The organism is Halobacteriovorax sp. HLS (genome assembly GCF_004006665.1).
Classification (GTDB): Bacteria; Bdellovibrionota; Bacteriovoracia; order Bacteriovoracales; family Bacteriovoracaceae; genus Halobacteriovorax.
The window spans coordinates 99,278-122,873 of sequence record NZ_QOCL01000013.1 but is presented as its reverse complement, the minus strand read 5'-3'; the positions used below and the strand labels follow the sequence as shown (position 1 = coordinate 122,873).

Below are 23,596 nucleotides of genomic sequence, written 5' to 3'. Positions count from 1 at the left end.
ACTGAGAATTTATACTATGAAAAGACCAAACCTCGTTCATTTTTTAGCAATTAAGACTGATGACTATGTGGCCATACGAGCATCTTGTACAATGAAAGAGTGGCAATCCCCTATTCCAACTGAATTGGCCCAAATGGCCCCTAAATTCCCTATTCAAGAATTTAGGTTGTTAAAGTCTAGCCAATTCCAAATGAAAATAGTCTGTTTCGATAATGAGCACAACGTTATCTTTAAGAAAACTTACGACTCGGATAGCTTTGGCAATTTCTCTTTTAAGATCCCAATGACTGAGCAGCGAAAGAATATTAAGGTGATTCAAACCTATGAAACCAAGAAGAAAAAAGGTCTTGAACTTCATATGGGGACATTCATGCCTCTTACCATCCCTAGCGAAGACAAGAAATTAATCATCTGTGATTTTGATAAGACTTTAGTTGATACAAAATATTCCAATACCAAGGAAGTTTATAATTCACTCACTAAGCCAATATCATCGTTTCCTACAGTAGAAAATAGTGTTGCAATTTTAACTTCTCATATAGAAAAAGGATTTCATCCTTTCATACTCTCCGCTTCTCCTCATTTCTATGAAGAGGCAATGAGAGACTGGCTCTACCAAAATAAAATTTATACTGCTGGAATTTTCCTAAAAGACTATAGGCATATATTCTCTCTATTAGAGGGCGAGTTAACGACAAAGGATTTAAAGACGCAGGGTCTTTATAAGCTCAATCATCTCTTAGATATTTTGACGATGACGGGGATTCCTGATGAGCTAGTTTTGATGGGAGATAATTTTGAATCAGATCCAGTCATCTACTTAACTCTTGCGAAAGTTCTATCTAAGGAAATCGATCCTTGGAAGATGTGGTCGCAATTAAAAAAAGAAGAAGCATTTCAATTTAATAGAAAGCAAAATAGCAAAGTTCTTGCGAAGTTCTATCAACTCGGATCAATGATTAATAATAGAGCTCATAAGTGCAATGTTAAAATTTATATTAGAAAGAAGACTGATGAAAGTGAGATTAATTTAAAAACTCAAATTCCTTTTCCGACTAATACAATTGAATTATATGAAGGACGTACTCAATTACTACCTATGCCAGAAGAAAGGCCGGAGCAGTAAAGAGGATATAACCAATGCTAAAGTATAATCCAGTTCTATGAAAGTTTTTTCCGTTACTCATTTTAGAAGTGATTGGAAGGTTTTCAAATTTGAAGCCCATAATTTCTAAATAAAGACGAAATACGGCCAGGCATAAAAATACAATTTGTAAGAGTTGATTGCTAGGATCGTTAAATAAAGTTAAAATATCCATTTACTACTCCAAGGTTATTAATGGAACAAAATCAGTTCACACAACTCATCGGCGATCCTTTAGAGAGCTTTTACCAACTAGGTTTAAAAGATCAAAAGGGGCATTCTTTACTGCTTGACCATATGAAAGTGGTCTTGACTCTTGGAATCCCTAAAGTAGACAAAATTATTCAAGATTTAGCGGCCGTATTCTTCGATTCTCAAATGGAGCATAATAGAGTTTTTAAACAATGGTCTAAGCAATATGCTCAAGGACTTGGAATAAGTGATAAGGAACTCATTTTTGCATTATTACTACCTGAATTGAGCTCGTGTCTTAGTAAATGGTTACCTAGCTTAGGAAGCTCACTACTGGGCTGCTCGACTATGTTCTTTTGGGATGAAAATGAAGATTGTCCGGCCCATGGAAGAATTCTCGACTTTCCTCTCATAGGTAGCTTTGATAAAGCTGAGAGAACAATACTTTACGACTTTCCTAATTTACCAAAAGTTTATAGCTTCGGTTCTGTGGGCTTTCCTTTTCCAAGTATTACTTCCATGAATGAATATGGAGTAACGCTTGCTCTTCACCAAAAATTTACAGATATTTTAGATATAAACGGTCGCTCAGTTTTTGACATAGGAAATGAGCTGATCTTTCATGCAAAAGACTTATCTTCAGCATTAGAAATATTGAAAAAGGCCAATTCATTTACTGCTTGGTGTTTTAATATGACCTTTGCAGATGGTACTTGGCTAAGTGCTGATCTAATGGGTGATAAGCTTGTATATGAAACTGGCAAGATTACTAAAGGTGAAATCAAATACTTTAATAATGAACTGATCGATGAAGAACTTCATAAGCGATCATTTTTTCCAATTGGCATGAAGAACCACAATTCTATGCGTAGTGATTGTGGAAATAAAAAGGTATCAGATCTCTCAAAAAAGAAAAAGATTAGTGATCTAGACATTTTAAAATCGCTGGGAACACCTCAGAAAATTAGTTACGAAGACACTCTAGACTGGAAACTAGGAACACTTACTCCTACCTCTGTTCACATTGTCACCATGTCACCTATGAAGGCCCGGGCCCTATCTATAAATGGTATCGCGCCTAAGCTATATAGTGGCCAATACTTAGAACATACTGAACTGTGGGACAAACCAAACTTTAAGCTTAAACAATCGAGAGCTCAAAAGTATCCCCCTCAATTGAAGTCGGGTCTAAGGCACTACGCCCTTGCTCAAGTTTCGTTTGACCATAAAGACTTGATCCATGCTTATCACCATATTCAAATGGCACACGACGAGCTTAAAGGTACCAAGTGGGAACATATTAGCTTCTTCTACTTTCTAGTATTTCAGTTTATGAAAGAGAAGCATAAGAAAGTAAGATCTAGTATTTTGGAAGACTTTAAAGATATACATGATAAATTACCCGAGTTACTACAAGATCACTGTGTACTCTTTATTTGGAGACTTGAGAGAATTCTATACAAGTCCAGTAAAATAACTGAAAACGACATTAAGAATACTACTTTGAAAAATGTTTTTAGGGTTGAACAAAAAATACCTGGTTTGATTCTACATAGAACGACGACACTACTGATGTCGCCAAGACTTGACCTACTGGATGTGATCTATCCACTCGTTTAATTTTCTTTTGAGATTTTTAAATAAACGAGACCAAGTTCACTTTCAAAAGGAAAAACAAAGATTTGATTATTTTCACAATCAAGCATCTCAGTACTATCTAGAGTTGGAATAATCATTTCAAGCTCCACACCTTTTTCTGAAAGAAACTTTTTAATTTTTCCATAGATCATATTAGTTATAGAAGTTGCAAAATCCGCTTCCTCATCAGTTATAGCTTCAATGGACTCTCCAACGACTTGTTCATAGATTTTCTTAAAACTATCTAATGGAAAAGAGACATAGAGAGAGCCAGTAAAAAACTTTGATGAGATCTCGACCTTACCGCGAATTCCAATTTCAGGATACTTTTCAATATTCTTTAAAAGTAGTGGCTTCAAACCTTTAAACTCTAACATAGTAAAGTCTTTCAGCACTTCATTTGCCGATTGAACAATGAGGGCCACGAAGTCTTTATCTAAATTAGATGAAGACTTGTTCATCGCCTTAATAGGAAGAGATTTATTTAAGATAATATCGCAAAAAATATCATCTGGTAGAGGAACAGAGTAAGCACAACATGAAGCTACAATACTTTTAGGAATATCTAATTGCTGGAGATCTTCAAACTTAACGATTGAGAAAATAATTGAGTTTGGAACTTTTCCATTTGAGTTATCAAGTGCTCTAAGAAGGAGCTCAATATTTTTTAATTCAAAACTATCCTCAAATACAATAAGAGCATACTCATTTGCAGAGACTCTCTCAATTGCATCAGTTCTATCTGATGAGATATCACAAAGAACTTTCTTAGAGGCAACAAGCTTATGCTTGAGCTCTCTTGACCACAAAGAATTCTTTGAAGCTATAAGGACTTTATTTAATTTGGACAAAACCTCTCCGACTATTTCTTATAGGGTGAATCAACCGTCCTAACAAGGGCCTCTAATTCTTTAATAGACTCTTTTAAAACGGATATCTTTCTATCGGTGTCACTCTTATAAAGATTGAATCTATCAATTATCTTCTCCACCTTATCTTTGTCTATAAAATCAACTCGTAATTCTAATTTTTTAAACTCGTCTTGCTTAAAACTCTTGAATTCATCGGCCAGTTGCTTCTGACCTTCTTCAACTTCCTTAAGCTTCTCCATCAGCTTGCCACCACTTTCTTTATCATTTAATTTAGTCTTAATTTCACCCAAAATAGAACTCATGGAATTTAAGTAGCTCTCCACTCTATCTAAACGGTCAAGTTTATTCTCACCAGAGTTGGCACCAGACTCATAGGGAGGTGGGACTTCAAAGGCAAATGTGTTAACAATTAAGCATAGGGATATAAAAAATTTCTTCATAACTTATTTTACATCCTCTCAATCCAATTTATAAGCTTAGCTCATAGGGAATTTTTAACCCCTTTAGGTAGTGCTCCTCAGAATCTTCATCACTAAGGCAACGTTTTCTTTTAAGAATAAAATGACCACTCTCTTTGTAGTCCCCTAAGAATCCTTTAATCGATAACTTTACAATAACTTGAATGCGCTCATTACTCAAAGCACTGACACTTGTTTTAGAGTCTATAGAATAAATTTTCTGTTCATCAAATCTACTTCTAACTTCGCTAGTAAAAGAATTATAGAGCTTGCCCTCTTTATTTATATTTTGACCATCCTCAAAGAATACATCTTGGTAAAAATGCCCTTGTCTAGGAGCTTTAAAAATAATGAGCGAATGTACATTAAGCTCGTTGTTTTCAGCGCTAATAAAGTAGAGAGGGTTTTCATTTAGATTAATAACAGAGTAATTCTCAGCTGTGTCACTTATCGGTCTAGAATTATACTGTATTGTTGAATAGCAACCAGCGACAGATTCCCATTCAAATGCCACAGTGTTTGAAATGATGGTAAAAGAGAGTAAAAAGACATAGAAAGAATTCATAACGCCCCCGTTAAATACTATTAAGTCTCCTCAAATTTAGCTTTTTCTTCAAGGCCTCTTCATTGTGATAAACATCATCTTCTTCTTTTTCACGAAGATGGTCCTTATGGAGATTTTCCTTATTCATATCCAGCTCACCACTAGAAGTATTCAACTCCACAGGTTTTTCTGGAAAGCTCACGGGGGGATGATCGAGCGCGAATAGAGGTTTTATATTTAAGGCCATAGACCATTATAACCGAGCTTTCTAGTCAAAATACTCGATTATTGTATGGTCCCTATAGAATTAGATAGTTACTGTAGATTATTTAAATTTAATAGTGGGTCACCTTGTAGGTGATACCAAACAAAGTTTTCTAAGGCCCCTTGCCTATCATCATAATTTTCAAGTAGATAGCGCTGCCCAGCCCATAATACGTCAATTAAGCGCCTATTATTATTCTCACTTAACGCAACTCCCGCGCCAATGGCCATAACAGCAGGAGGGTCCCAACTTATATCAACACTACCGCCATAGTAGGCCACAGCACCAGCAGGAGACCTACCATCCGTTGCTCGAATAAAGCTCTCACCCATTCGTGCTTCATTACTAAACCTTCCATTTTGACAGGCAACATCTATAATTATTGGTTTTACACCATTTGCTCTAAGAGAGTTTATATGAGCAGTGCTAAAATCTTCTCCAAATAATGAAGGCCATGCGTAACCTGAACCATGACCAATATAGTTTAGCCAAATGGAGCCGTCAGAAATTCTATCTTGAACATTACTAGGAATCGAGTCTGAATTTGCCTGGAAGAACTCTCTAGATTTCCAATTAAACTTCTTTTTAAGAGGATTTTGCATCTGTCTTACATATTCAACATCACTTGGAGCACTTCCCTCATCCGAAGCTATCGCAATCATCATATTCTTACCTAATCCGTCTTTCCAACTACGCGCTTCAAACTCTAAAGACTTATCAATAAAACGATTGAGCTCATCTATTGTATCTACAGATATTCTAGAATAAAGAATGTCTGGAATGACATCCCTTTGCCCATCAGTATCTCCATCTAAAGTATAGTAGTTCATATCACTTGGCGTATTTTCATCAAAACGAGTCGATACATACTCAGTTGGAAATATTTCTTCATGCCCAATAATCATTGAGTATGAAAAAGACTGTTTCTTATAAAGATCTTTTATATAAGCTCTAACCTCTTCAAAGCTCTGTCCTATTTCACTTAAAGTAATGACTTTAACTTCATACCCTTCAGCAGTTCTGTAATCTACGAGTCTATCCAGTGAACTTTTAAACTTATCTGCAGTAAAGATCACTAATCTCCTGTCTTCAGCACTCATGCTAGCAACATTGATTTTCTGATTCGATTTAATCTCAACTGATCCTTCACTGATAAATCTCATCCCAGATTTATGATTATAGGCCACAGGCGAAAAGCGAACTCTAGATATATCTTTTCCGCGAAATTTCCCCATATACTCTACAAAGATATGCTCACGGCTTTTAGAGTTATAAGATTTTTCATCAAAATCTACATTAAATTTCCATGGAATAATATCGCATCGACAAGGCATTTGCTGAGCTGGAACTGGGGCCACATCATTAATATTGAAAACCTTTACTGCATTAACTTCAACATTAAAGTCTGTTGGAATTCCTTCTAATAGAATAGACTTAAACGGCACAGAGGGACTACCTACAGTTTTGGTTAGGCTCCAGCCCTCTAGTTTAATATCACTAAAGACCATCGGTCCTTGAGCGCTACTTTTAGAGATTTTTAGATCCTTATTAGATATTTTCCATTGTGCTTTAGTATGGAAGTTAGAGATTTGATCAATTTTAATGTCATTTTGAGCAAATGTACTTTGTAACAATATAAAACTAACCAGCCACAAAAGTTGTGTCATAGATTTTCCTTCGAAAAGTTGAATGATAGTTTTCTATCGTCAAAGTAAATTAGTTGGATTAGAGAGAAAGAGTTTGTGAAGATGACAGGTAGAAAATTCCCTATTTGTGAAATACCCAACGAAAGCGGTGCATCATAAAAGAGATTCTTATAGAAAATATTACATTTTCTTTCATTTTATGGCCTTTTTTAGGAAATCCTAACTGACATTCCTAAGTTCGCTATGGTAAATAGGCCTAACACAAAATTCTATAACTTATTGAGTTTTTTATAAAACTAGGAGACACACATGTTCATGATGAAGAAAACAACACTTCTTCTTGCTATGTTGGCCACACTTTTTGTCAGCTGCCAAAACGAAGACAAGCTTGGAACGACTAACAACCCTGTTAAGTTGTACTTTACGCCTTCAGTTGATGCCGACACGATTGCATCTAACTCTCAAGACTTCATCAAGTTTCTTGAAAAAGAAACAGGACTATTCTTCAAGACAGGAATTCCAACAAACTACATCGCAGTAGTTGAGGCCTTCGGATCTAAGAGAGCTGATATTGGAGTGATGAACTCATTTGGTTACCTACTAGCTAATAGTAAGTACGGAGCAACTGCAAAACTAAGAGTTCTTCGTTACGGTCATGACTACTACCAAGGTCAAATTATTGCTCACGTTGATTCAGGAATTAATTCAGTTAAAGATATTCAAGGAAAGAAATTTGCTTTCACTGATCCATCTTCAACTTCAGGATATATGTTTCCACTTAAAATTCTTAAAGATAATAATGTAGAAGTTTCTAATAAGACTTTTGGAATCAAGCACGACAATGTTGTTACTATGGTTTACCAAAAGCAAGTTGATGCAGGAGCAACTTACTACTCTGCACCTAAGTTAAATGATGCTGGTGAAATTATCAAAATTAGAGATGCAAGATCTAGAGTTAAGACTCAATTTCCAGACGTAGAAGATAAAGTAAAGATCATTGAAATAACTGAAAAAATTCCAAATGATCCATTTGTTTTTAGAAAAGATTTAGATGCTGCTATCACTAATAAGTTTATTGCTGCTGTAAAGAAGTACCTTTCTACTGAAGAAGGTAAGCAGTCATTTAAAAATATCTACAGTGTTGAAGGTATCGTTGATACAACTGACAGTGATTACGATGGACTTAGAACAATGATCAAGTCTGTTGGAATTAATATTGAAGAAAACCTTAAATAATTACTAACGGGTGATAAAAAATGCTTACAGTTAAAGACTTACACAAGAAATACCCAAATGGAACACACGCGCTTAAGGGTGTTTCATTTGATGTAAAAGAGGGTGAATTTCTAGTTGTTATCGGGCTTTCTGGTTCTGGTAAATCTACTCTACTTAGATGTCTAAATAGACTACATGAACCAAGCCACGGATCGATCAACTTTGAAGGTCAAGATATTACTTACATAAAAGGACAGCCACTTAGAACTCTTAGATCTAAGATTGGAATGATTTTCCAACACTTTAATCTAATCCCAAGAAAAACTGTTCTTACAAATGTTCTTTCAGGATCTCTTTCAAGAACTGGTATTCTAAATTCTATATTTGGAATCTACTCTGAAGAAGATAAAGAAAAAGCGAAGAACTTCATTAAGATTGTTGGACTTTCTGGTAAAGAAAACCAAAGAGCTGATAATCTTTCAGGTGGTCAGCAACAAAGAGTTGCTATTGCTAGAGCGCTAATGCAAAACCCAAAAGTTTTACTTGCGGATGAGCCTGTTGCTTCACTTGACCCTGCGACTTCACATTCAGTTATGCAGTATCTGAAAAAAGTTAATGATGAACTGGGTGTAACAGTAATCTGTAACCTCCACTTCTTATCACTAGTTAGACAGTACGCTTCTAGAGTTATCGCTCTTAAAGGTGGAAAACTAATTTACGAAGGTATGCCTTTGGATATTGATGAGGATTGGTTTAAAACAATCTATGGTGAAGAAGCTGTAGAAGTGACAATCGATTAGTTGAGGGAATTATGAATACAACAACACATGAAGCACTACCTGGTGAAAATAAGGGCAAGGCCCTAAAAAAAGTTAAAAAGCAAGTTATTGCATATGCTATAGATTTCTTTCTATGGTCTTATCTAATACTTACTTCTTGGAAAATTGTTTACGAGAAGCTGATTATTGGAGATAGATATGCTCAATTTTCTTGGGATCAACCACTTCTTGCGATAGGAATTGGTGCCGTAGTAGCAGCGGCCCTGACTTTTACAAGATTATCAATTGGTAAAGCAACTCAAGGTCTTTACGAAACTAATCCAGAAAAAACAGTTCTATCTGAGCCATTTACAATGCTTGGATATGTGATCCTAATTGTAACTTTCATTTCAGGACTACATATCTCTCAAGTAAGTATCAGAGAGTTTCTTTCTGAAAGTGGTCTACATGGAGCAAGAAGAATTTTTACGGCCCTATTTAGACCTAACTTCGCAATAATTGAAGATGCATTATTTGCAGCAGTTGAAACAATTTACATGGCATTTATCGCAACAGCAGTTGCTCTGCCAGTAGCTTTCTTACTCGCTTTCTTTGCTGCAAGAAACTTAATGAAGAATTCAAAGTTTACTTTAGCGATATACAGTGTCGTAAGATTCTTCTTAAACGTTTCTAGATCAATCGAGCCACTTGTTTGGGCGATTATCTTTTCAGTATGGGTTGGAATTGGACCATTTGCAGGTATGCTTGCATTAAGTCTACATTCAATCTCTTCACTATCAAAACTTTACTCAGAGCAAATCGAGAATATCTCCAATGGTCCGATTGAAGCTATGACAGCCACAGGAGCTCACCCTATCCAAGTAATTTGGTATGGAGTTGTTCCTCAGATCGTTCTTCCTTACCTTTCATTCACTATCTATAGATGGGATATCAATGTTCGTATGGCGACAGTGATTGGTCTAGTTGGTGGAGGTGGTATTGGTACTATGCTTATGCAGTATCAAGGTCTAGCAAAGTGGAATGAAGTTGGTCTTCTAGTGATCATCATTGCTGCTATTGTTTGGATTATGGATTACCTTTCTTCGAAAATTAGAGAAGCAATTAAATAAAAAAAATGGCCTCGTTAAGAGGCCTTTTTTTTTAATTACATTTCTGAATTTCTCTTTTTAAATCATCTTTTGCTTTTTCAACTTCGGCCTTAGTTATCAAACCAACATCATATTGCTTAAGTCTAAAAGAAACGACATCTTCTTTGATTCCAACACGCGTTCCACAAACCCCATTAGAGACATGGAATTTTTTAAAATTACATTGCACGGCCTCTAGGACGTCAAGATGAGAAACAAGCCCTACATCATACTTCATCAAAGTGTCGTCAACACTTTCGCATGAAGAAGAATTGAAACTAAAGAGCATTAAAATTGTACATAGTGCGATTGATAGTATTTTCATTATTTAACTTCCTTTAAAGATGCACCAGTTTCTTTCACATCAAAGTGAACTCTAAATGCACCATATCTAATTGTATCTATAATTTGAGTATCTACTGAGTCTAGTATCACTTCTTTACTAACGGCCAAATCAATACTTGGTTTTTGTTTTAGATCTTTTAAATCTATCTGAACCACATGATTTTGAACTGCTTTAAAGGCAAGTTCTTTTCTATCGATTAGTTTAAAAACACCATCTTGATATGCTTTTAAGTAACCATTTATTGGCAGAACATTAACAGTCTGGATTTCTCCATCAAGGGCATGAATTTTATATTCTGTATTCGAGTATGGATCGATTTGAACAAATTTGTACCCTTCATCTGTTTTAGCACAAGTTAAAAACTCAAATTTAACAGTCAGCTCAACCTGCTGATCATTCATCTCACTCTTTAATGCTTTAGCTCTATAAGCACCATTTCTATTTAGAAAAATGTCCTTCTCACTTTCACATGTCCTTTCTGTACCATCGAAAACCTTTACGGTTTCTAGTGCGTAAGAAAATGATATTGAAAACAGAGAAAGTGCTATTAAAGATAGCTTATTCATAAAAATCTCCTTAAATTCTATAAGAGACGCAAAAATACACCAAAAAGACGCGCCGCGCACAAATTTTGAAAATATTACATCTTCCTCAACAGATAGATGGTGGCAAAAAGGATATTAACGCAGTGTTATATTGGCCCCAGATCACAGTGCTACTAGCTCAAATACGATAAATTAGCTACTTAGGTAAGTAAAAACTTGGCACGACTCATGTATATAGTAAACCAAACAAGGTCATAAGGATTTGACTGAAATAGCGAAAAGGATATTCGCGTGGAAATCTCAAAGAGTGAGACCGCAGGAGAACGCTATGGAAAAGATAAGAACACTACTACTAGTTACAGCAGCTTTATTCGTTACAATGGATATGGCCTTTGCAAAAATAGAGAAAATTAGTGTTTCTCAAGTAAATGCAGCTACTAAAGCAGCTGGATTTAAGACATTTAACGGAAAACTACTTAGAGCTGGAGATCTTCAAATAAGTAACCATAGAATCATTCAAGCTGAAAAGGTTATCAAGACTGATTTTATAGAAATGAAAGATGGAGAGATCTACTACCCAGAAGAGATCGAATTTGTTTACTCAGTAAAAGGTGGATTAGTTCCAAGTAAGTTTAAAGCACCTAAAGAAGATGAGAAAGCACCACAAGATAGTGATTCAAATTAAAATCTTTAAGAAACCCAACTTAAAGAGATGAATAAAAAGGCCCTATTATTTAGGGCCTTTTTTTTATTGTATTGTATGTTCATTAGAATTCGATTTTTCATTACCAATCAAGACGTCAATAGAAACAGTAGAATCTTCGATCTGCTCTTTTTCAATTGTTTCAATGAGAGGAGAAAACTTATTTTTAAAAAGAGGCACTTTATTAAGAACTCTCCAGAAATCACGTTGAACTTCTAAAAGAGTTGGTAAAACTAACAGAGTTAAAGCAGTCGCAAAGAGAAGCCCCCAGCCCATAGAAAGAGCGAGAGACTTAGTAAATCCAGAGTCTCCTCCTATTCCGTAGGCCATTGGGAAAACACCACCCAATGTAGTTATTGATGTAATAATAATTGCTCTTAATCTACTCACAGCACCCGAGTGAATGTCTTCTCTCGTTAAATGCCATATCTTGGCCTTCTTCTTATTTATGGTATCAACCATAATAAGTGAGTCATTCACAACCACTCCGGCCATTCCCATAATCCCGACCATGGCCATGATATCAATGGACTGCCCATGAAAATAGAAGGCCCAGATAACACCAATCATACCAAAAGGTATTGCCATTCCAATCATTAGAGGTTGCGAGAATGATCTAAGAATCAATGCAAGAACAAAGAGGATTAAGAAAATACATGAAATCATCATTTTAAAGATTGCTTTAGAGTTCTTTGCCTCTTGTTCATCACCATCTTCAAGCTTAAATTTTAGACCAGGAACTTTCTTTTTAATGATTGGAAATTGTTCTTTTAAGATTTCACCTATCTTTTCTTTTTTAAGAATCGATTCATCATAACTAATATCAAAGTTTAACGATTTCTTAAGGTCTGTATGGGAAATCGTCTTTAGCGATTTAATTTTTTTCCAACTACCAAGTTTCCCAAGAGCAATAGATTTCCCATTATCAACATTAATAGTTAATTTAGATAAGTCTTCAAAGTTTAGATCCTTACCATCTTTAAAGTAACCATATACATTAACAATGGATCCATTATTTCTGAATTCTTTAATTTTACTCTTTCTAATATATCCTTGAATATTAGAGCTTAGATCGATTGGGCTAAGACCATAAGAGTGCAATAGAACCTTATTTGGCTCAAACATCCAAGTATCAGAAATTAAATCAGGGTCAATGTAGACATCCTTAACACCTTTTACACTAGAAAAGACCTGCTTCACTTGCTCTATAATAAATTCGTCTCTATGTTGCCCTTCTATAAAAGCACTTAATTTAAAAGTATTTTCTTTCTTATCATCATGACCATCTTTGACTTTCTTAATTGAGAGAATTTCAAAGTCATCAGTCTTTAATAATTCAAGCTTCTTTTCTAAAAAAGAGAGAATAAATTCTCTATCTTTATCAATATTTGGATGGGTTTGCGAAAAACGAATATTAAATCCACCGTATTTATACCCTTCCTTTCTCTCGCCATTGTACCAGTTTCGACCTAAATCAGAAGTCATGTAAGTGTACTTAGATTTATCAACAGTATTTAGGAGATCCCAAATAGGCTGAACTTTTTGTCTTGTGTTTTCAAGGTCATTTGATGCTTTCAATAAGAAGTCTATTTTAATAGTTTCACTTCCAATATTTAAATTTGCCTTAAACGGAACCTTCTCCTTATTAAGAATAAATGTTCCAACAAGTAGAGCAACCATTCCGACTAGAACTGGATACCTCCACTTTAAACACTTACTTAATAGAAATCCGTAACCTCTTGAGAGCCTATTAAACACACTGGACTCGTTATGTTTTGGAGGTGTTTTAACAAAGTGAGAGAGATGATTTGGTAACAGAAAGAAACACTCAAATAAACTCATTGATAATGCTGCTATAACGACCCACGGAATAGCTCTTAAAAAGGCCGACAAACCAGACTCTGTAATAAGAATGGGAGCAAAAGCTATTACCGTTGTTAATACTGTTCCTGTGATTGGAATCATTGTATCAGTGGCCGCTTTAATAGCAGACTCTCTTGGAGAAAATCCTTTTTCAAGGTTTTGTACATATAATTCGGAAACAATGATGGCATCATCAACAAGGATTCCAACAATGAGCAACATCCCAGCAACAGAGATAAGATCAATTTTTATATCTAAGGCCATCAGTACTGTGAAAGTCGCAAGGTAGGCCAGAGGGAGACCAAAACTCGTCATAAGAGATGCTTTAAGGCCAAAGAAAGCAAAGAGAATAAAAACAACTAAACCAGCACCCATTAGACCATTTATATTTAAAACATTTAATTGTCTCTCTATAAAGGCAGGACCGTCACCTGTGACAATAAGTTCTATCCCTTCAGGAGTTGTACTTTTTAACTTCTCTAACTTCTTTTCTAAAGATTGTTTCATTTCAATAATATCTGTATCAAGATCTTTAAAAAGAACAATTCCTCTCGAAGGAGCACCATTTGTAAAACTCATAGTATCACTTTCGTGAATCTTATACTCTACACTGGCAACGTCTTTCAATCTAATGATCTTTCCACTCAAATTACCTCTTACAATGAGGTCTTCTAACTCTGTAACACTGTTGATGTCATTGTTAATTTCAACGTTTACTGTATTACCATTTTTAGAAATACTCCCTAGAGGAAGAAAATCAAATCTTCTAATAAGAGTACGTGTCAGTTCATTTATATCGAACTGATATCTTGCTAATTTCTTAGCATCAAATTTTATATACACATTTGGTAGTGGTGCCCCGTGGTTTACTTCAACCACACCAGGGATTTTTCTAAGTTCTTTACTTGTTTCTTTAATCCAATTTTGATGAACTCTATTATTATCATCATAATTTAGAGCAGCGAGTGATGAAAACCAAAACGTAGTCATTTTTCTATTGATAACTTCAAGATTTTCAACTTCGCTAGGAAGAGTATGTGAAATAGAAGAAAGAGAGCTCTTCACTTTCTCGAAAAGGTCTTCAATGTCTTTATAAGAATCTTTTACATTTAAACTAATACTCATTCTTCCAGACTGTGATGATGAGTAGATATGATCAATTCCAGCAAATGAATTAATAGAATCTTCTATGGGAATAGTGAGAAATTGTTCTACTTGATAAGGACTTGCGCCGCTTAGGTTTGCAGTGATTGTAATCTGCTTATTTCCAAATTGTGGAATCAGGTCTCGTTTCATTGAAGTCACTGAAATGAGTCCAATGATAACCATGGCCAAACTTATCGTATTAACCAAAAAGCTATTATCTACAAAATATTGTACGATTTTCTTCACTTAATCCCCCTAGGAAGGGTCAAAGTAGCAAATGACGCAAGGTGCGACAATAAAGAATAGAGAATTTACACTGTAAAATACTAGCTTTCGAGGCCTTTTTCTTGTTTAAGAATCGACATAGCGATCTTAACACCATCTACTGCCGCGGAAGTAATTCCACCAGCATGGCCAGCACCTTCGCCGCATGGATACAGCCCTTTATGAGATGTAGACTCCAGAGTCTCGCGATCTCTTAGGATCGTTATAGGAGCAGAGGTTCTGGTCTCAGGAGCTAGCAATAGAGCTTTCTTAGAAACAAAGCCATCCATTCTGCGGTCAAACTGCACAAGAGCATCCTTAAGATGATTAGAAATAAACTCTGGAAGAATATCTGTTAACTGGGCCTCAACAATTCCAGAAGGAGTTGAAGTTTTAGGCATCACTGACTTGCCGACTGTTCCATCTAAAAAGTCTTTCAACGTTTGAGAAGGTAGCTCTTTTCCCGATGCCAATGTTTTAGAAACTTCGTAGGCCTTATTCTCTATTTTGTGTTGAAACTTTAATCCATTGAGCACGTCATCAGTTGAAAAGTCCACAGATGCTTTAACTGAAACGACAAGAGCGGAATTAGACCATCTAGAGTTTCTAGCATAATTACTCATACCATTTACGACGATCCCCTCGGCCTCTGTTCCAGAAGATAGAACGTATCCACCAGGACACATACAAAAACTATAAGTACCCTTTTGAGTGGATTTATTTTCGTAGCTTAATCTATATCTAGCAGCTCCAAGGTAGCTCCCTGCAAATTTACCATATTGAATTTGATCGATAAGCTCTCTTGGGTGTTCAATTCGTACACCTACAGCAAAGTCTTTTGCTTTCATGGCGACTTCATTATCATTTAAGTGAGAATAGATCTCTTTAGCAGAGTGACCTGTTGCTAATATAATATGATCCGAATAGATTTCTCTTCCGTCACTTAGCCTGACCCCAACAACATTTCTTTCTTTGTAAATAAGCTCTTCTACCCTAGTGTTGTAGAGAATTTCACAATTCTTCTCTAAGAGAAAGTCACTTATTTTATTGATCAACATTCTAATCTTATTTGATCCTAAGTGAGGATTTGAGACATAGGCCGTCTCGGCCGGTGCGCCAAAATCAACAAGCCTATTCATGACATATTGAACGTACGCAGACTTAACCCTTGTGATTAATTTTCCATCACTAAAAAGACCTGCCCCACCTTCTCCGTAACAGACATTATTTTCAGTATTAAACTCTCCATATCTCCAAAACCTTGCGATATGTTTCATTCTCTTATGAGCTCTTTCGCCTCTTTCAATAACTATTGAAGCAACACCATATTCAGCAAGCCTAAGAGCACAGAATAGTCCACCAGGTCCAGCTCCTATAATAATAGGTTTGGCCTTAAGTTGTCCTAGTTCTTTAAAACTCTCCTTTTCACCAGAGAATTTCTCACCAAGAGCAATAATCTCAACTCTGTAGGTTATACGAGGTCTTTTCCCACGATTAGACCCTCTAGCATCAAGGGCCTTATTGAGAATTCTATAATCATCCATTTTAGGATAAGTAGAATTTAGGTATTTTTCGACGTCCTCTTCAAAGTCGAGAACAAATTGTACAATTTGAGACATGATAATAAGTTAGCAAATTCTTTTCACAATGTCGGCCTAAGGGTATAATTTATAGTGAATTTTACTCATTTATGAAGGTTTAACTATGTTAGCAGCACTCATTATAATCGGCGACGAGATCCTTACAGGCCGAACACAAGACTTAAATGGATATTGGTTGGCCGATTATCTTACAAAAGTAGGAATTGAGCTCAATAAAATTATCATCGTCCATGATAGTGAGAAGGAAATTCATCATGCTCTTTCAAGCTGTATGCAAAGCTGTGACATTGTCTTTACCAGTGGTGGACTTGGACCAACAAGGGACGATATTACTAAGAATGTACTCGCCAAATTCTTTGATAAAGAACTTATCAGTGATCAAGAATCAACGAATTTAATTACTAAGCTATATGAAAAATTCGATAGACAGTGGACACCAGAACTAAATGATTATCACTACTATCCAAAAGACTTTAAACTCACAGATAACTTAAATGGCTTTGCCCCAGGGCTAAGTTTCTTTCAAAATGGAAAGGCATTATTTAGTGCACCAGGTGTTCCGAGAGAATTTCAATCAATGGTAGAAAATATTTTCTTACCAATGATTAAGGATCACTTCTCTAGTGATGACTTCCATCCGACTCAACTCTTCGCTATACGAACAAAGGGAATACCTGAGGAAAGAATATTTAAAGAAGTTTGTCCTAACTTGTGGGATCAGCTAAGCTCTATCGCCAAAGTCAGCTCTCTTCCTCATCTACTAGGGGTAGATATTGTTCTCTATATTGAGCAATCAAAGTTTGAAAAGAAATCAAGTGATGCTAAAAAACTGATTGAAGAATCTGCACTTGCTCAATATGTATGGCAGTATGGAAATCTAGAACTTGCTGAATATATAGTAACCCTTTGTAGAGAGAAGAACTTAACAGTAGGATTTGCAGAGTCTTGTACCGGTGGTCTCACTTCATCAAAAATAACTGATATTAGCGGAAGCTCTTCAATATTTAATGGTGCAATTGTAAGTTATGCCAATGAAGTTAAAGAAAATATTCTAGGGGTCAAGAGACAAACTCTTATTGATCATGGTGCTGTGAGTGAACAGTGCGCCTTAGAAATGGCAATTGGCGCGCGTAAGGCCTTAGCAACAGACTTAGCGATTTCTTTTACAGGTATCGCCGGCCCAACCGGTGGAAGTGAACAAAAACCAGTTGGTACAGTCGGAATTGGTTGGAGTTGTGAAAAAGAGTCTTCATCAGAAGTGTTAAATTTTAGGGGAAATCGCACTTCGCTTAAAGAGAGATTTTCTAGAGCTGGATTATTCAAGCTTCTTGAACTCATAATGAAACACTAGTACCCGAGCATTTTACTTGAATTTGTTTATATTTTCGCCCAGATTCTAGGGCATAAGGACATTGCTCAACGCTTCTAAGTCGCTAATAATTCGATCTTAAAATTCATATTCTTTCGTTACTCGAACTTCATTTAAAATAAGTAAAAAACTTGCCTATAAGGATAGATTTAGCGGCAATACCTTCAGCTTGTCTCAAAAATGCCGATAAGCTAAGTCGTAGGATTAATTAAAAAATGAAACAAAACGGAATTTGGAAATTTATTAATGCAGTAATCATCATGAGTATCTTAGCTCTTGTGAGTTCTTGCGTTGAACAAGGAAGTAGCAATAAGAGGCAATCAAACTCTTCAAGCTCTACTAGTGGTGGTTCATCTAACGAACCAACGACTCCTGATTTTTCAACTTCAAATAACTTTTTCCAAGAAGGCTCTACGCAATCGACAACTGGCCTAACTCTTCCTGTATCTTTTAACGATAAGTTCTACCTAAGAGGAGAGCAAGTTGACTACTATATTAAGAGCTCAAATAAAACCTCTAACAAATGTATTAGCTTTAGATTTGATTCGGGCGTAAATACTTACTTAGTTGCTGCTGCAATTCCACAATTCTTTTATAACTTCGCAACTAACACGCAAGAGTACTATTACCTCATATCTCCAGGTGATAAGACAAAGAACCAAACTTTTTGTCAAACTCCAGGTGTTCTAGCGACTCATTCAACGATTAATCCTTTATACAATGTAGTCTACTCACTTGCAGAAACCTGTCCAACTTGTAGTTCAGGCCTATTTCAAAGTGCCAACACTGACCTATTCTCTGATTCTGGAAACATAATTAGTGATGTTGGCGTCGGTCAGTTAAAATTAAATCTTTCAAACACTGTCAGTAATCCATCTAACCCGAACCTGCTTTGCACTAGCTCTGCAGAGTGTGCACCTCAAGGTTTCGACTGCTGTGTTCAAGGCCAATGTGTTAATGATAAATCTCAGATTCAAGGGATTGATACAACTTCATCTGAATTTCAAGCGGCCTTAATTGCTGTAGGACTAGATCCAAGTCTATACAGCTCATACCCGCAATTTTTTAATCTCTGCCCAATTGATATATCTCCAGAGCCAACAGTTCCAGTTATAACTGATCCAAACTTAACTGCTGCTCAAAGGCTAGAGAGACTTACTCAGCTATATGAATGTACAACACCACAAGATGGTGAAGTAAGTTACTGTACTAAAACTATTGAGAATGCTTTTTCTCAAGGACCAACTTTTTATACAGAAGTAGATGATAGAAACTTTAATACATTCTATGCAGGAACAGCTTCAATCCCAAATCACTCAATCCATGAAATTGTTTATAATGATCAGTACTACTATAAAGATGGTGCTTTTATAAAGAACGATATTACAATCGGTCCATCAGGCGACTTATCAGGTAACGATACTTTAACCGATCCACAACAGGTGAATTTAAATGTTGGAGCGGCTTCAGTTATAGACACACTTAAAATTAAGTATAAAATTGACGGCTCTTGTGTAAAGGTAGGAACAAGCTTGGCCAAATGTGATAAGTACTACGTACAAGGTCAAAACCTTGGAAAAGCAACTGACCACTACCCTGCCTCACAGGTATTTAATCTACCTTACTATTCAGACGCAAATAGAACAGTTAGTGTTACTGTTGATGATGCAATAGTTCTAAACGGAAGTGACTGGAGCTTAACTAGTTCAAGTCCATCATTTATAACTTTTTCAAATAACTTTCAAATATTTGATACTCAAAAAATTAAAATTACTTTCTATGTTGATCTAGACTCAGTTCCAGTTCTTCAAACAAAGCTAGTTGCTCAACAAGAAATTGCGACCATGTGTGAATGCGCAGACTTAAGCTGTTCACTATCTCCTGTTTATGATGATGCTAAAACGTATATTAAAGACTATGTTTGTAGTTATCCTCAACCAGATGTGCCAGAAGCGCCTCTTCAACAGAATGTTCTTCTCGATTCAAAAACCGTTCCTGTTAGATACTTTGATCAGGATGCAGGACTTGAACACACTGATGTAAGTCTAGATACTCCAACGCAAGAGGGTCTTCCATTTTCATATACTAATAACGATTTCTCTAAACCTAATAATGTGTCATCTCACGTTGGATTTAACGAAATCTATGGAAGTATAAGCGGAAGTGCAATTGGAGCTTCTGCCGCAAAACAAGTAATCGTAAAAAAAGGAAAGTCATACGATATCTTTGTTAACTCTGGAACATTTTCAAGTTGTTTCTATTGTGGAACTGACTACTTTAGCAACCTTGCTAAGATATTCCCAAGTAACTTTATTTTTAAAGGAGGAGGCTACTTCCCTCATCCTTCACAAACTGATGAAACAACTTCAGAAATGAGGTCTCACGACTTACTATACGGTAGAGCGTGCTTTGTTCCAGCAACAATGATTCCTAACTCTCATACTGTAGATGCTGATAGACAAGTTCAGAGAATGAACAGACAAGCTGCTCAACACTTCTACTTTGCAAATGGTTATCAAAGAGATTGGTTTGGCTTTGACTACGGATCAGTTATTGGCTCTTTTGATGGTGTTAAGTGGTTTTCAATCGGTAATCAAAGAAGAATTACAGCAACGACGACAAGACTATTCTTGGCCGTAAACGCCTACTATGCTGACCAATCAATTGATAGTACATTTTCAATAGACGTTAATGAGTCTTCGACAACTCCTAACTCAGGGGCCTTTGTTACGACAGACTATGAAAGTGATGGAGCAGAATGCCAGAAATATCATGCTTGTGATACAGATAATGATTGCGCTGCGACTTTAGGCTGGGAGTACACTTGTACAAGTGTCGCTAGTCTTCAATCTGCATGGCCAGTTTTTGATCAAAATGCAAAAGAGATTCCTGGTCAAAATACATTCTTAAGACTTATATCAATGAATGGAACAACAAGTGGACCAAGCAAAAGATGTGTCTACAGAGGAAGAGGTGCTGCATGTCTTCCTGATATTAGCTCAGACTTCTCTGCTACAGATAGCTACAATAAGACAAATGATAAAAAGCTCTTCACATGTTCTGCTAATACTTATTGTCAGCCGTTTAATGAGATAACTAAACCAGCTAAGTTCAACACTAAAATCTCAAGATATGCTAAGTCTATTAAGACTCTCATTGCAAATGGAACATTAACTGAAGATGATGAAGATACTTTTGGTTACTCCGCAAAAAGCCTAGGCAGACCATATAACTACGATGGAACTGATGAGATACCAAATGATGTACTAACAGCATTCAGCACTTCGGTTTCGGATATGAAAGTTGATGCGATTTGTATTCCTGGTAAAGAGGCAACAGGTGCAAGCTACACGACACTTAATGCTAGAGACCCTGGAGCACCTAATGCTGATAAAGTGAATGGTATAGGTGTGACAGATTCGGGAGTTGGCCCAAGTCTTTATTACTTAAGTTCCTGTCCAGTGATGGATGAGTCTGGTAATTATATTCACAATACTCAAACGTCTATAACAAATGGTGTGTCTACAACTGATGCTGAGACCTATCACCTAGCAGCGACTCAGAATGTTTCAACGAACCTTTTACAGGTTATGGATTCTCAGATAGATATTCTAGCGGACTTTGAGTTTGAATATGTGTCCACAAAGAAACTACAAGCAAATAGATGCTTAAGAGCGCCAGGTGCAAGCTGTTTTTCTAATTTTGAATGTGCGGCAAATCCTTATATCGCATCAAAAGCAAGATCAATTTCTTCAATAGGCTCTATTCAAAATTTTGAAATGGAGTTCTGGCAAAGACCACTTGTTTGTTCACAAGAAGTTTCAAAATCTGACCCAGAATATGATCCAAGAAATAATCGCTGCTGTAGAGAGCTAGGAAATGTCATTAGTATTAAGAATGAAGTTAAGGGTGACAACACTACTCCAGATAATTCTTCAATTCCTGGTGTCGACATTGGAATAAGTGACTCCAGAAGATACACAGCAATCGCACCTGCACATTATAAAATGTATAAAGATAGTACGACATATCCGGCAATTGTAGTTAATGAAATCAATGCTGCTGCCGACCCAATAAGCACTCTACTTAAGCAATATAATACGATCAATACGATCGCTGAAAATACCTGTTGCTCAAAGAACTGGGTAAGAAACTTTAATGACGGAACTAATAATTGGGACCCTACGAAACTCCAATCTGTTGATGTCACAAAATTTCAATGCCTCAACTGGGTACCAGGTGGAAGTACTACGACTTTTACTTGCCCTAATGCAGACGGAGAAGGACCTGATCACCCAGATTGTTTTATGAGATCAATTCCTGAATCTGAAGCTAATTTAACACTGGAATGGTTATCTAAGTTTGAATTGACAGGAATTCCACAAGTCGCAATTGAAGAAGCAAGAAAGTGTATGGTTAACCCTACAAATAGAAGCCAAGACGGATCGGCAATTGATATAGCAGGATACTTTAATCCAGCTGCTAATCCAGAGTACAATAAAGCTGCTGTAGATTACTTCTCTGCTGCTGATGTTGAAATCGCTGGCGCCGACATACTAAAGAAGAAAGTCTTCTCTGAAGATGAATTTACTTGTTGTCAGCCAGTGGGAACACAGATGCTTGCAACTGATGATCCTACTATGTGCTGTTCAGGTTACATCAACCCTGATAACAACCAATGTGCACTGAAGAACTACACTAACCTATCAGTTTACTTTAACCGTTATGTATCTTCTGAAGCTAAAGACTTAGCTCCTGCACTCATTGATGAAGAAACAGGTTATATTAAAAGTAGAGTTACTGTTCAACAGCTTGCTTGTACTAAGAGAGCGTGTGCCTCAGGATACGTAGGTTACGGGATAGCGCATACTGACTTAAAGGTTCCAGGACATGAGGCTAATGATATGCAAGTGAAAAGGTTCATTGATGGTAATGATCAATCTAACAACTTTAATGGTAAAGTAGATATATTCAATGAAGGCCTTCATTGGAATACTCAGGTTTACTGTATTCCACCAGAGCTTGCTCAGGCAAGTGGTGATGTTCTACAAGTTTTCGATTGTGGACAAAACTAAAGAACTAGTAAAATGATAATTGCAATAGCAAACCTATAAAGGGCAAAAGGCACAAGACCAATTCTCTTTATAAATTTTAAGAAAAAATGAATTGTTAATAGTCCAACAATAAAGCTAACAAACACACCAAAAAGACATGTCCCTACATCGAAACTAGCTTGCTCAGAAAATGCTTTAGGCAATTTTAAAATTGCTCCTCCAATAATTAGAGGAAGTGACAATAGAAAAGAAAATTTAGAGGCTTCCTCTCTAGAGATTCCCATAAAACGAGCAGTTGTTAAAGTGATCCCAGATCTTGAGACTCCAGGGAATAAGGCCACCGACTGTAAAAGACCTATTAGAATTGCCTTCTTTGCCTGTCCTTTTTGCTTTAATACTACCTCTTGAGATTGCTTGCATAGTGAATCAGATGCCCACATTAAAGCGCCAAAGAGAAATAAATTAATTGCGATAAATGTGCTATTTCTACCATAGTCTTGGGCAAAGTCTTTTAAAGTTATTGCAACTACCCCAGTCGCTATTGTTGCCAAAATCATGTAGAAAGCACTACGATGACCATCAGTTAGTTGACGCTTGAAATTCAATAACTGAAAGCTATCTCTTAGCAAAATGATAATGTCTCTATAGAAGTATAATATAATCGCCAGAGCTGTTCCTAAGTGCATCGCCAGATCAAAGGCAACTCCTGGATCTTCAATAGTTAAAAGATGAGGCAACAAGGCCAGATGACCACTACTAGATACAGGTAAAAACTCAGTTAAACCTTGAATAATTCCGTAAATTGTTGCATCAAAGAAATTCATA

At 36.2% G+C, this 23,596-nt stretch carries 18 protein-coding genes and 1 pseudogene; 8 read left to right on the top strand and 11 right to left on the bottom strand.

The features are described from left to right. The first annotated feature begins 16 nt into the window (after positions 1 to 16). Entirely contained in the window at positions 17 to 1,126 is a 1,110-nt protein-coding gene (locus DPQ89_RS13900) for a phosphatase domain-containing protein (protein ID WP_127717632.1), read from the top strand. Here the strand turns inward: DPQ89_RS13900 and DPQ89_RS13895 are convergent. Beyond that, positions 1,098 to 1,319 (bottom strand): hypothetical protein, encoded by a 222-nt coding sequence (locus DPQ89_RS13895; protein ID WP_127717631.1) that lies wholly within the window; start codon positions 1,317 to 1,319, stop codon positions 1,098 to 1,100. The two genes, DPQ89_RS13900 and DPQ89_RS13895, sit on opposite strands and share 29 nt — an antisense overlap. Before the next feature lie 20 nt (positions 1,320 to 1,339). Here DPQ89_RS13895 and DPQ89_RS13890 point away from each other — a divergent pair, with 20 nt between their 5' ends. After that, a complete protein-coding gene (locus tag DPQ89_RS13890) occupies positions 1,340 to 2,956 on the top strand; it encodes a hypothetical protein (RefSeq protein ID WP_127717630.1) in 1,617 nt (538 codons plus the stop codon). Here the strand turns inward: DPQ89_RS13890 and DPQ89_RS13885 are convergent. The 5 genes from DPQ89_RS13885 to DPQ89_RS13865 form a co-directional block, all read right to left on the bottom strand. Beyond that, positions 2,953 to 3,825 (bottom strand): chemotaxis protein CheX, encoded by an 873-nt coding sequence (locus DPQ89_RS13885; RefSeq protein ID WP_127717629.1) that lies wholly within the window; start codon positions 3,823 to 3,825, stop codon positions 2,953 to 2,955. The two genes, DPQ89_RS13890 and DPQ89_RS13885, sit on opposite strands and share 4 nt — an antisense overlap. A gap of 11 nt (positions 3,826 to 3,836) precedes the next feature. Further along, entirely contained in the window at positions 3,837 to 4,286 is a 450-nt protein-coding gene (locus DPQ89_RS13880; RefSeq protein ID WP_127717628.1) for a hypothetical protein, read from the bottom strand. Positions 4,287 to 4,314: 28 nt separating this feature from the next. Beyond that, positions 4,315 to 4,869 carry a hypothetical protein gene (locus DPQ89_RS13875; protein WP_127717627.1) on the bottom strand — a complete coding sequence of 185 codons (555 nt, stop codon included), beginning with the start codon at positions 4,867 to 4,869 and terminating at the stop codon, positions 4,315 to 4,317. A 10-nt stretch (positions 4,870 to 4,879) separates the two neighbouring features. Then, positions 4,880 to 5,095, bottom strand: a complete 216-nt coding sequence (locus tag DPQ89_RS13870) for a hypothetical protein (RefSeq protein ID WP_127717626.1) — start codon at positions 5,093 to 5,095, stop codon at positions 4,880 to 4,882. A 68-nt stretch (positions 5,096 to 5,163) separates the two neighbouring features. Then, positions 5,164 to 6,780 (bottom strand): C25 family cysteine peptidase, encoded by a 1,617-nt coding sequence (locus DPQ89_RS13865; protein ID WP_127717625.1) that lies wholly within the window; start codon positions 6,778 to 6,780, stop codon positions 5,164 to 5,166. A 294-nt stretch (positions 6,781 to 7,074) separates the two neighbouring features. Here DPQ89_RS13865 and DPQ89_RS13860 point away from each other — a divergent pair, with 294 nt between their 5' ends. From DPQ89_RS13860 to phnE, 3 genes and pseudogenes are all read left to right on the top strand, one after another. Next, complete coding sequence (locus DPQ89_RS13860) at positions 7,075 to 7,995, top strand: phosphate/phosphite/phosphonate ABC transporter substrate-binding protein (RefSeq protein WP_241558862.1); 921 nt, start codon at positions 7,075 to 7,077, stop codon at positions 7,993 to 7,995. Between the two features lie 20 nt (positions 7,996 to 8,015). After that, positions 8,016 to 8,779, top strand: a pseudogene (gene phnC / locus DPQ89_RS13855) (phosphonate ABC transporter ATP-binding protein); the annotation flags it as partial. A 6-nt stretch (positions 8,780 to 8,785) separates the two neighbouring features. Beyond that, positions 8,786 to 9,862: a phosphonate ABC transporter, permease protein PhnE gene (gene phnE / locus DPQ89_RS13850; protein ID WP_206611177.1), complete on the top strand. Its 1,077-nt coding sequence runs from the start codon at positions 8,786 to 8,788 to the stop codon at positions 9,860 to 9,862. Positions 9,863 to 9,893: 31 nt separating this feature from the next. Here phnE and DPQ89_RS13845 read toward each other — a convergent pair whose 3' ends face one another. Continuing rightward, the gene (locus tag DPQ89_RS13845) at positions 9,894 to 10,205 is read right to left on the bottom strand and encodes a hypothetical protein (protein WP_127717622.1); all 312 of its coding nucleotides are present in this window, start codon (positions 10,203 to 10,205) and stop codon (positions 9,894 to 9,896) included. Beyond that, complete coding sequence (locus DPQ89_RS13840) at positions 10,205 to 10,792, bottom strand: hypothetical protein (RefSeq protein ID WP_127717621.1); 588 nt, start codon at positions 10,790 to 10,792, stop codon at positions 10,205 to 10,207. The genes DPQ89_RS13845 and DPQ89_RS13840 overlap by 1 nt, the downstream gene beginning before the upstream one ends. 307 nt (positions 10,793 to 11,099) lie before the next feature. On the opposite strand from DPQ89_RS13840, the gene DPQ89_RS13835 reads away from it, so the two are divergent. Continuing rightward, positions 11,100 to 11,456, top strand: coding sequence for a hypothetical protein (locus DPQ89_RS13835; RefSeq protein WP_127717620.1), 357 nt, complete (start codon positions 11,100 to 11,102; stop codon positions 11,454 to 11,456). Positions 11,457 to 11,519: 63 nt separating this feature from the next. Here the strand turns inward: DPQ89_RS13835 and DPQ89_RS13830 are convergent, their stop codons facing one another. Continuing rightward, the gene (locus DPQ89_RS13830) at positions 11,520 to 14,729 is read right to left on the bottom strand and encodes an efflux RND transporter permease subunit (RefSeq protein ID WP_127717619.1); all 3,210 of its coding nucleotides are present in this window, start codon (positions 14,727 to 14,729) and stop codon (positions 11,520 to 11,522) included. Between the two features lie 80 nt (positions 14,730 to 14,809). Further along, the gene (locus DPQ89_RS13825; protein ID WP_127717618.1) at positions 14,810 to 16,366 is read right to left on the bottom strand and encodes an NAD(P)/FAD-dependent oxidoreductase; all 1,557 of its coding nucleotides are present in this window, start codon (positions 16,364 to 16,366) and stop codon (positions 14,810 to 14,812) included. 85 nt (positions 16,367 to 16,451) lie between these two features. On the opposite strand from DPQ89_RS13825, the gene DPQ89_RS13820 reads away from it, so the two are divergent. Continuing rightward, the gene (locus DPQ89_RS13820) at positions 16,452 to 17,699 is read left to right on the top strand and encodes a nicotinamide-nucleotide amidohydrolase family protein (RefSeq protein ID WP_127717617.1); all 1,248 of its coding nucleotides are present in this window, start codon (positions 16,452 to 16,454) and stop codon (positions 17,697 to 17,699) included. 233 nt (positions 17,700 to 17,932) lie between these two features. After that, positions 17,933 to 22,792 carry a hypothetical protein gene (locus tag DPQ89_RS13815; protein WP_127717616.1) on the top strand — a complete coding sequence of 1,620 codons (4,860 nt, stop codon included), beginning with the start codon at positions 17,933 to 17,935 and terminating at the stop codon, positions 22,790 to 22,792. On the opposite strand, the gene uppP is transcribed toward DPQ89_RS13815, so the two are convergent. Then, on the bottom strand, positions 22,789 to 23,595 hold the full coding sequence (uppP, locus tag DPQ89_RS13810) for an undecaprenyl-diphosphatase UppP (RefSeq protein WP_127717615.1): 807 nt from the start codon (positions 23,593 to 23,595) through the stop codon (positions 22,789 to 22,791). The two genes, DPQ89_RS13815 and uppP, sit on opposite strands and share 4 nt — an antisense overlap. Between the last annotated feature and the right edge of the window lies 1 nt (position 23,596).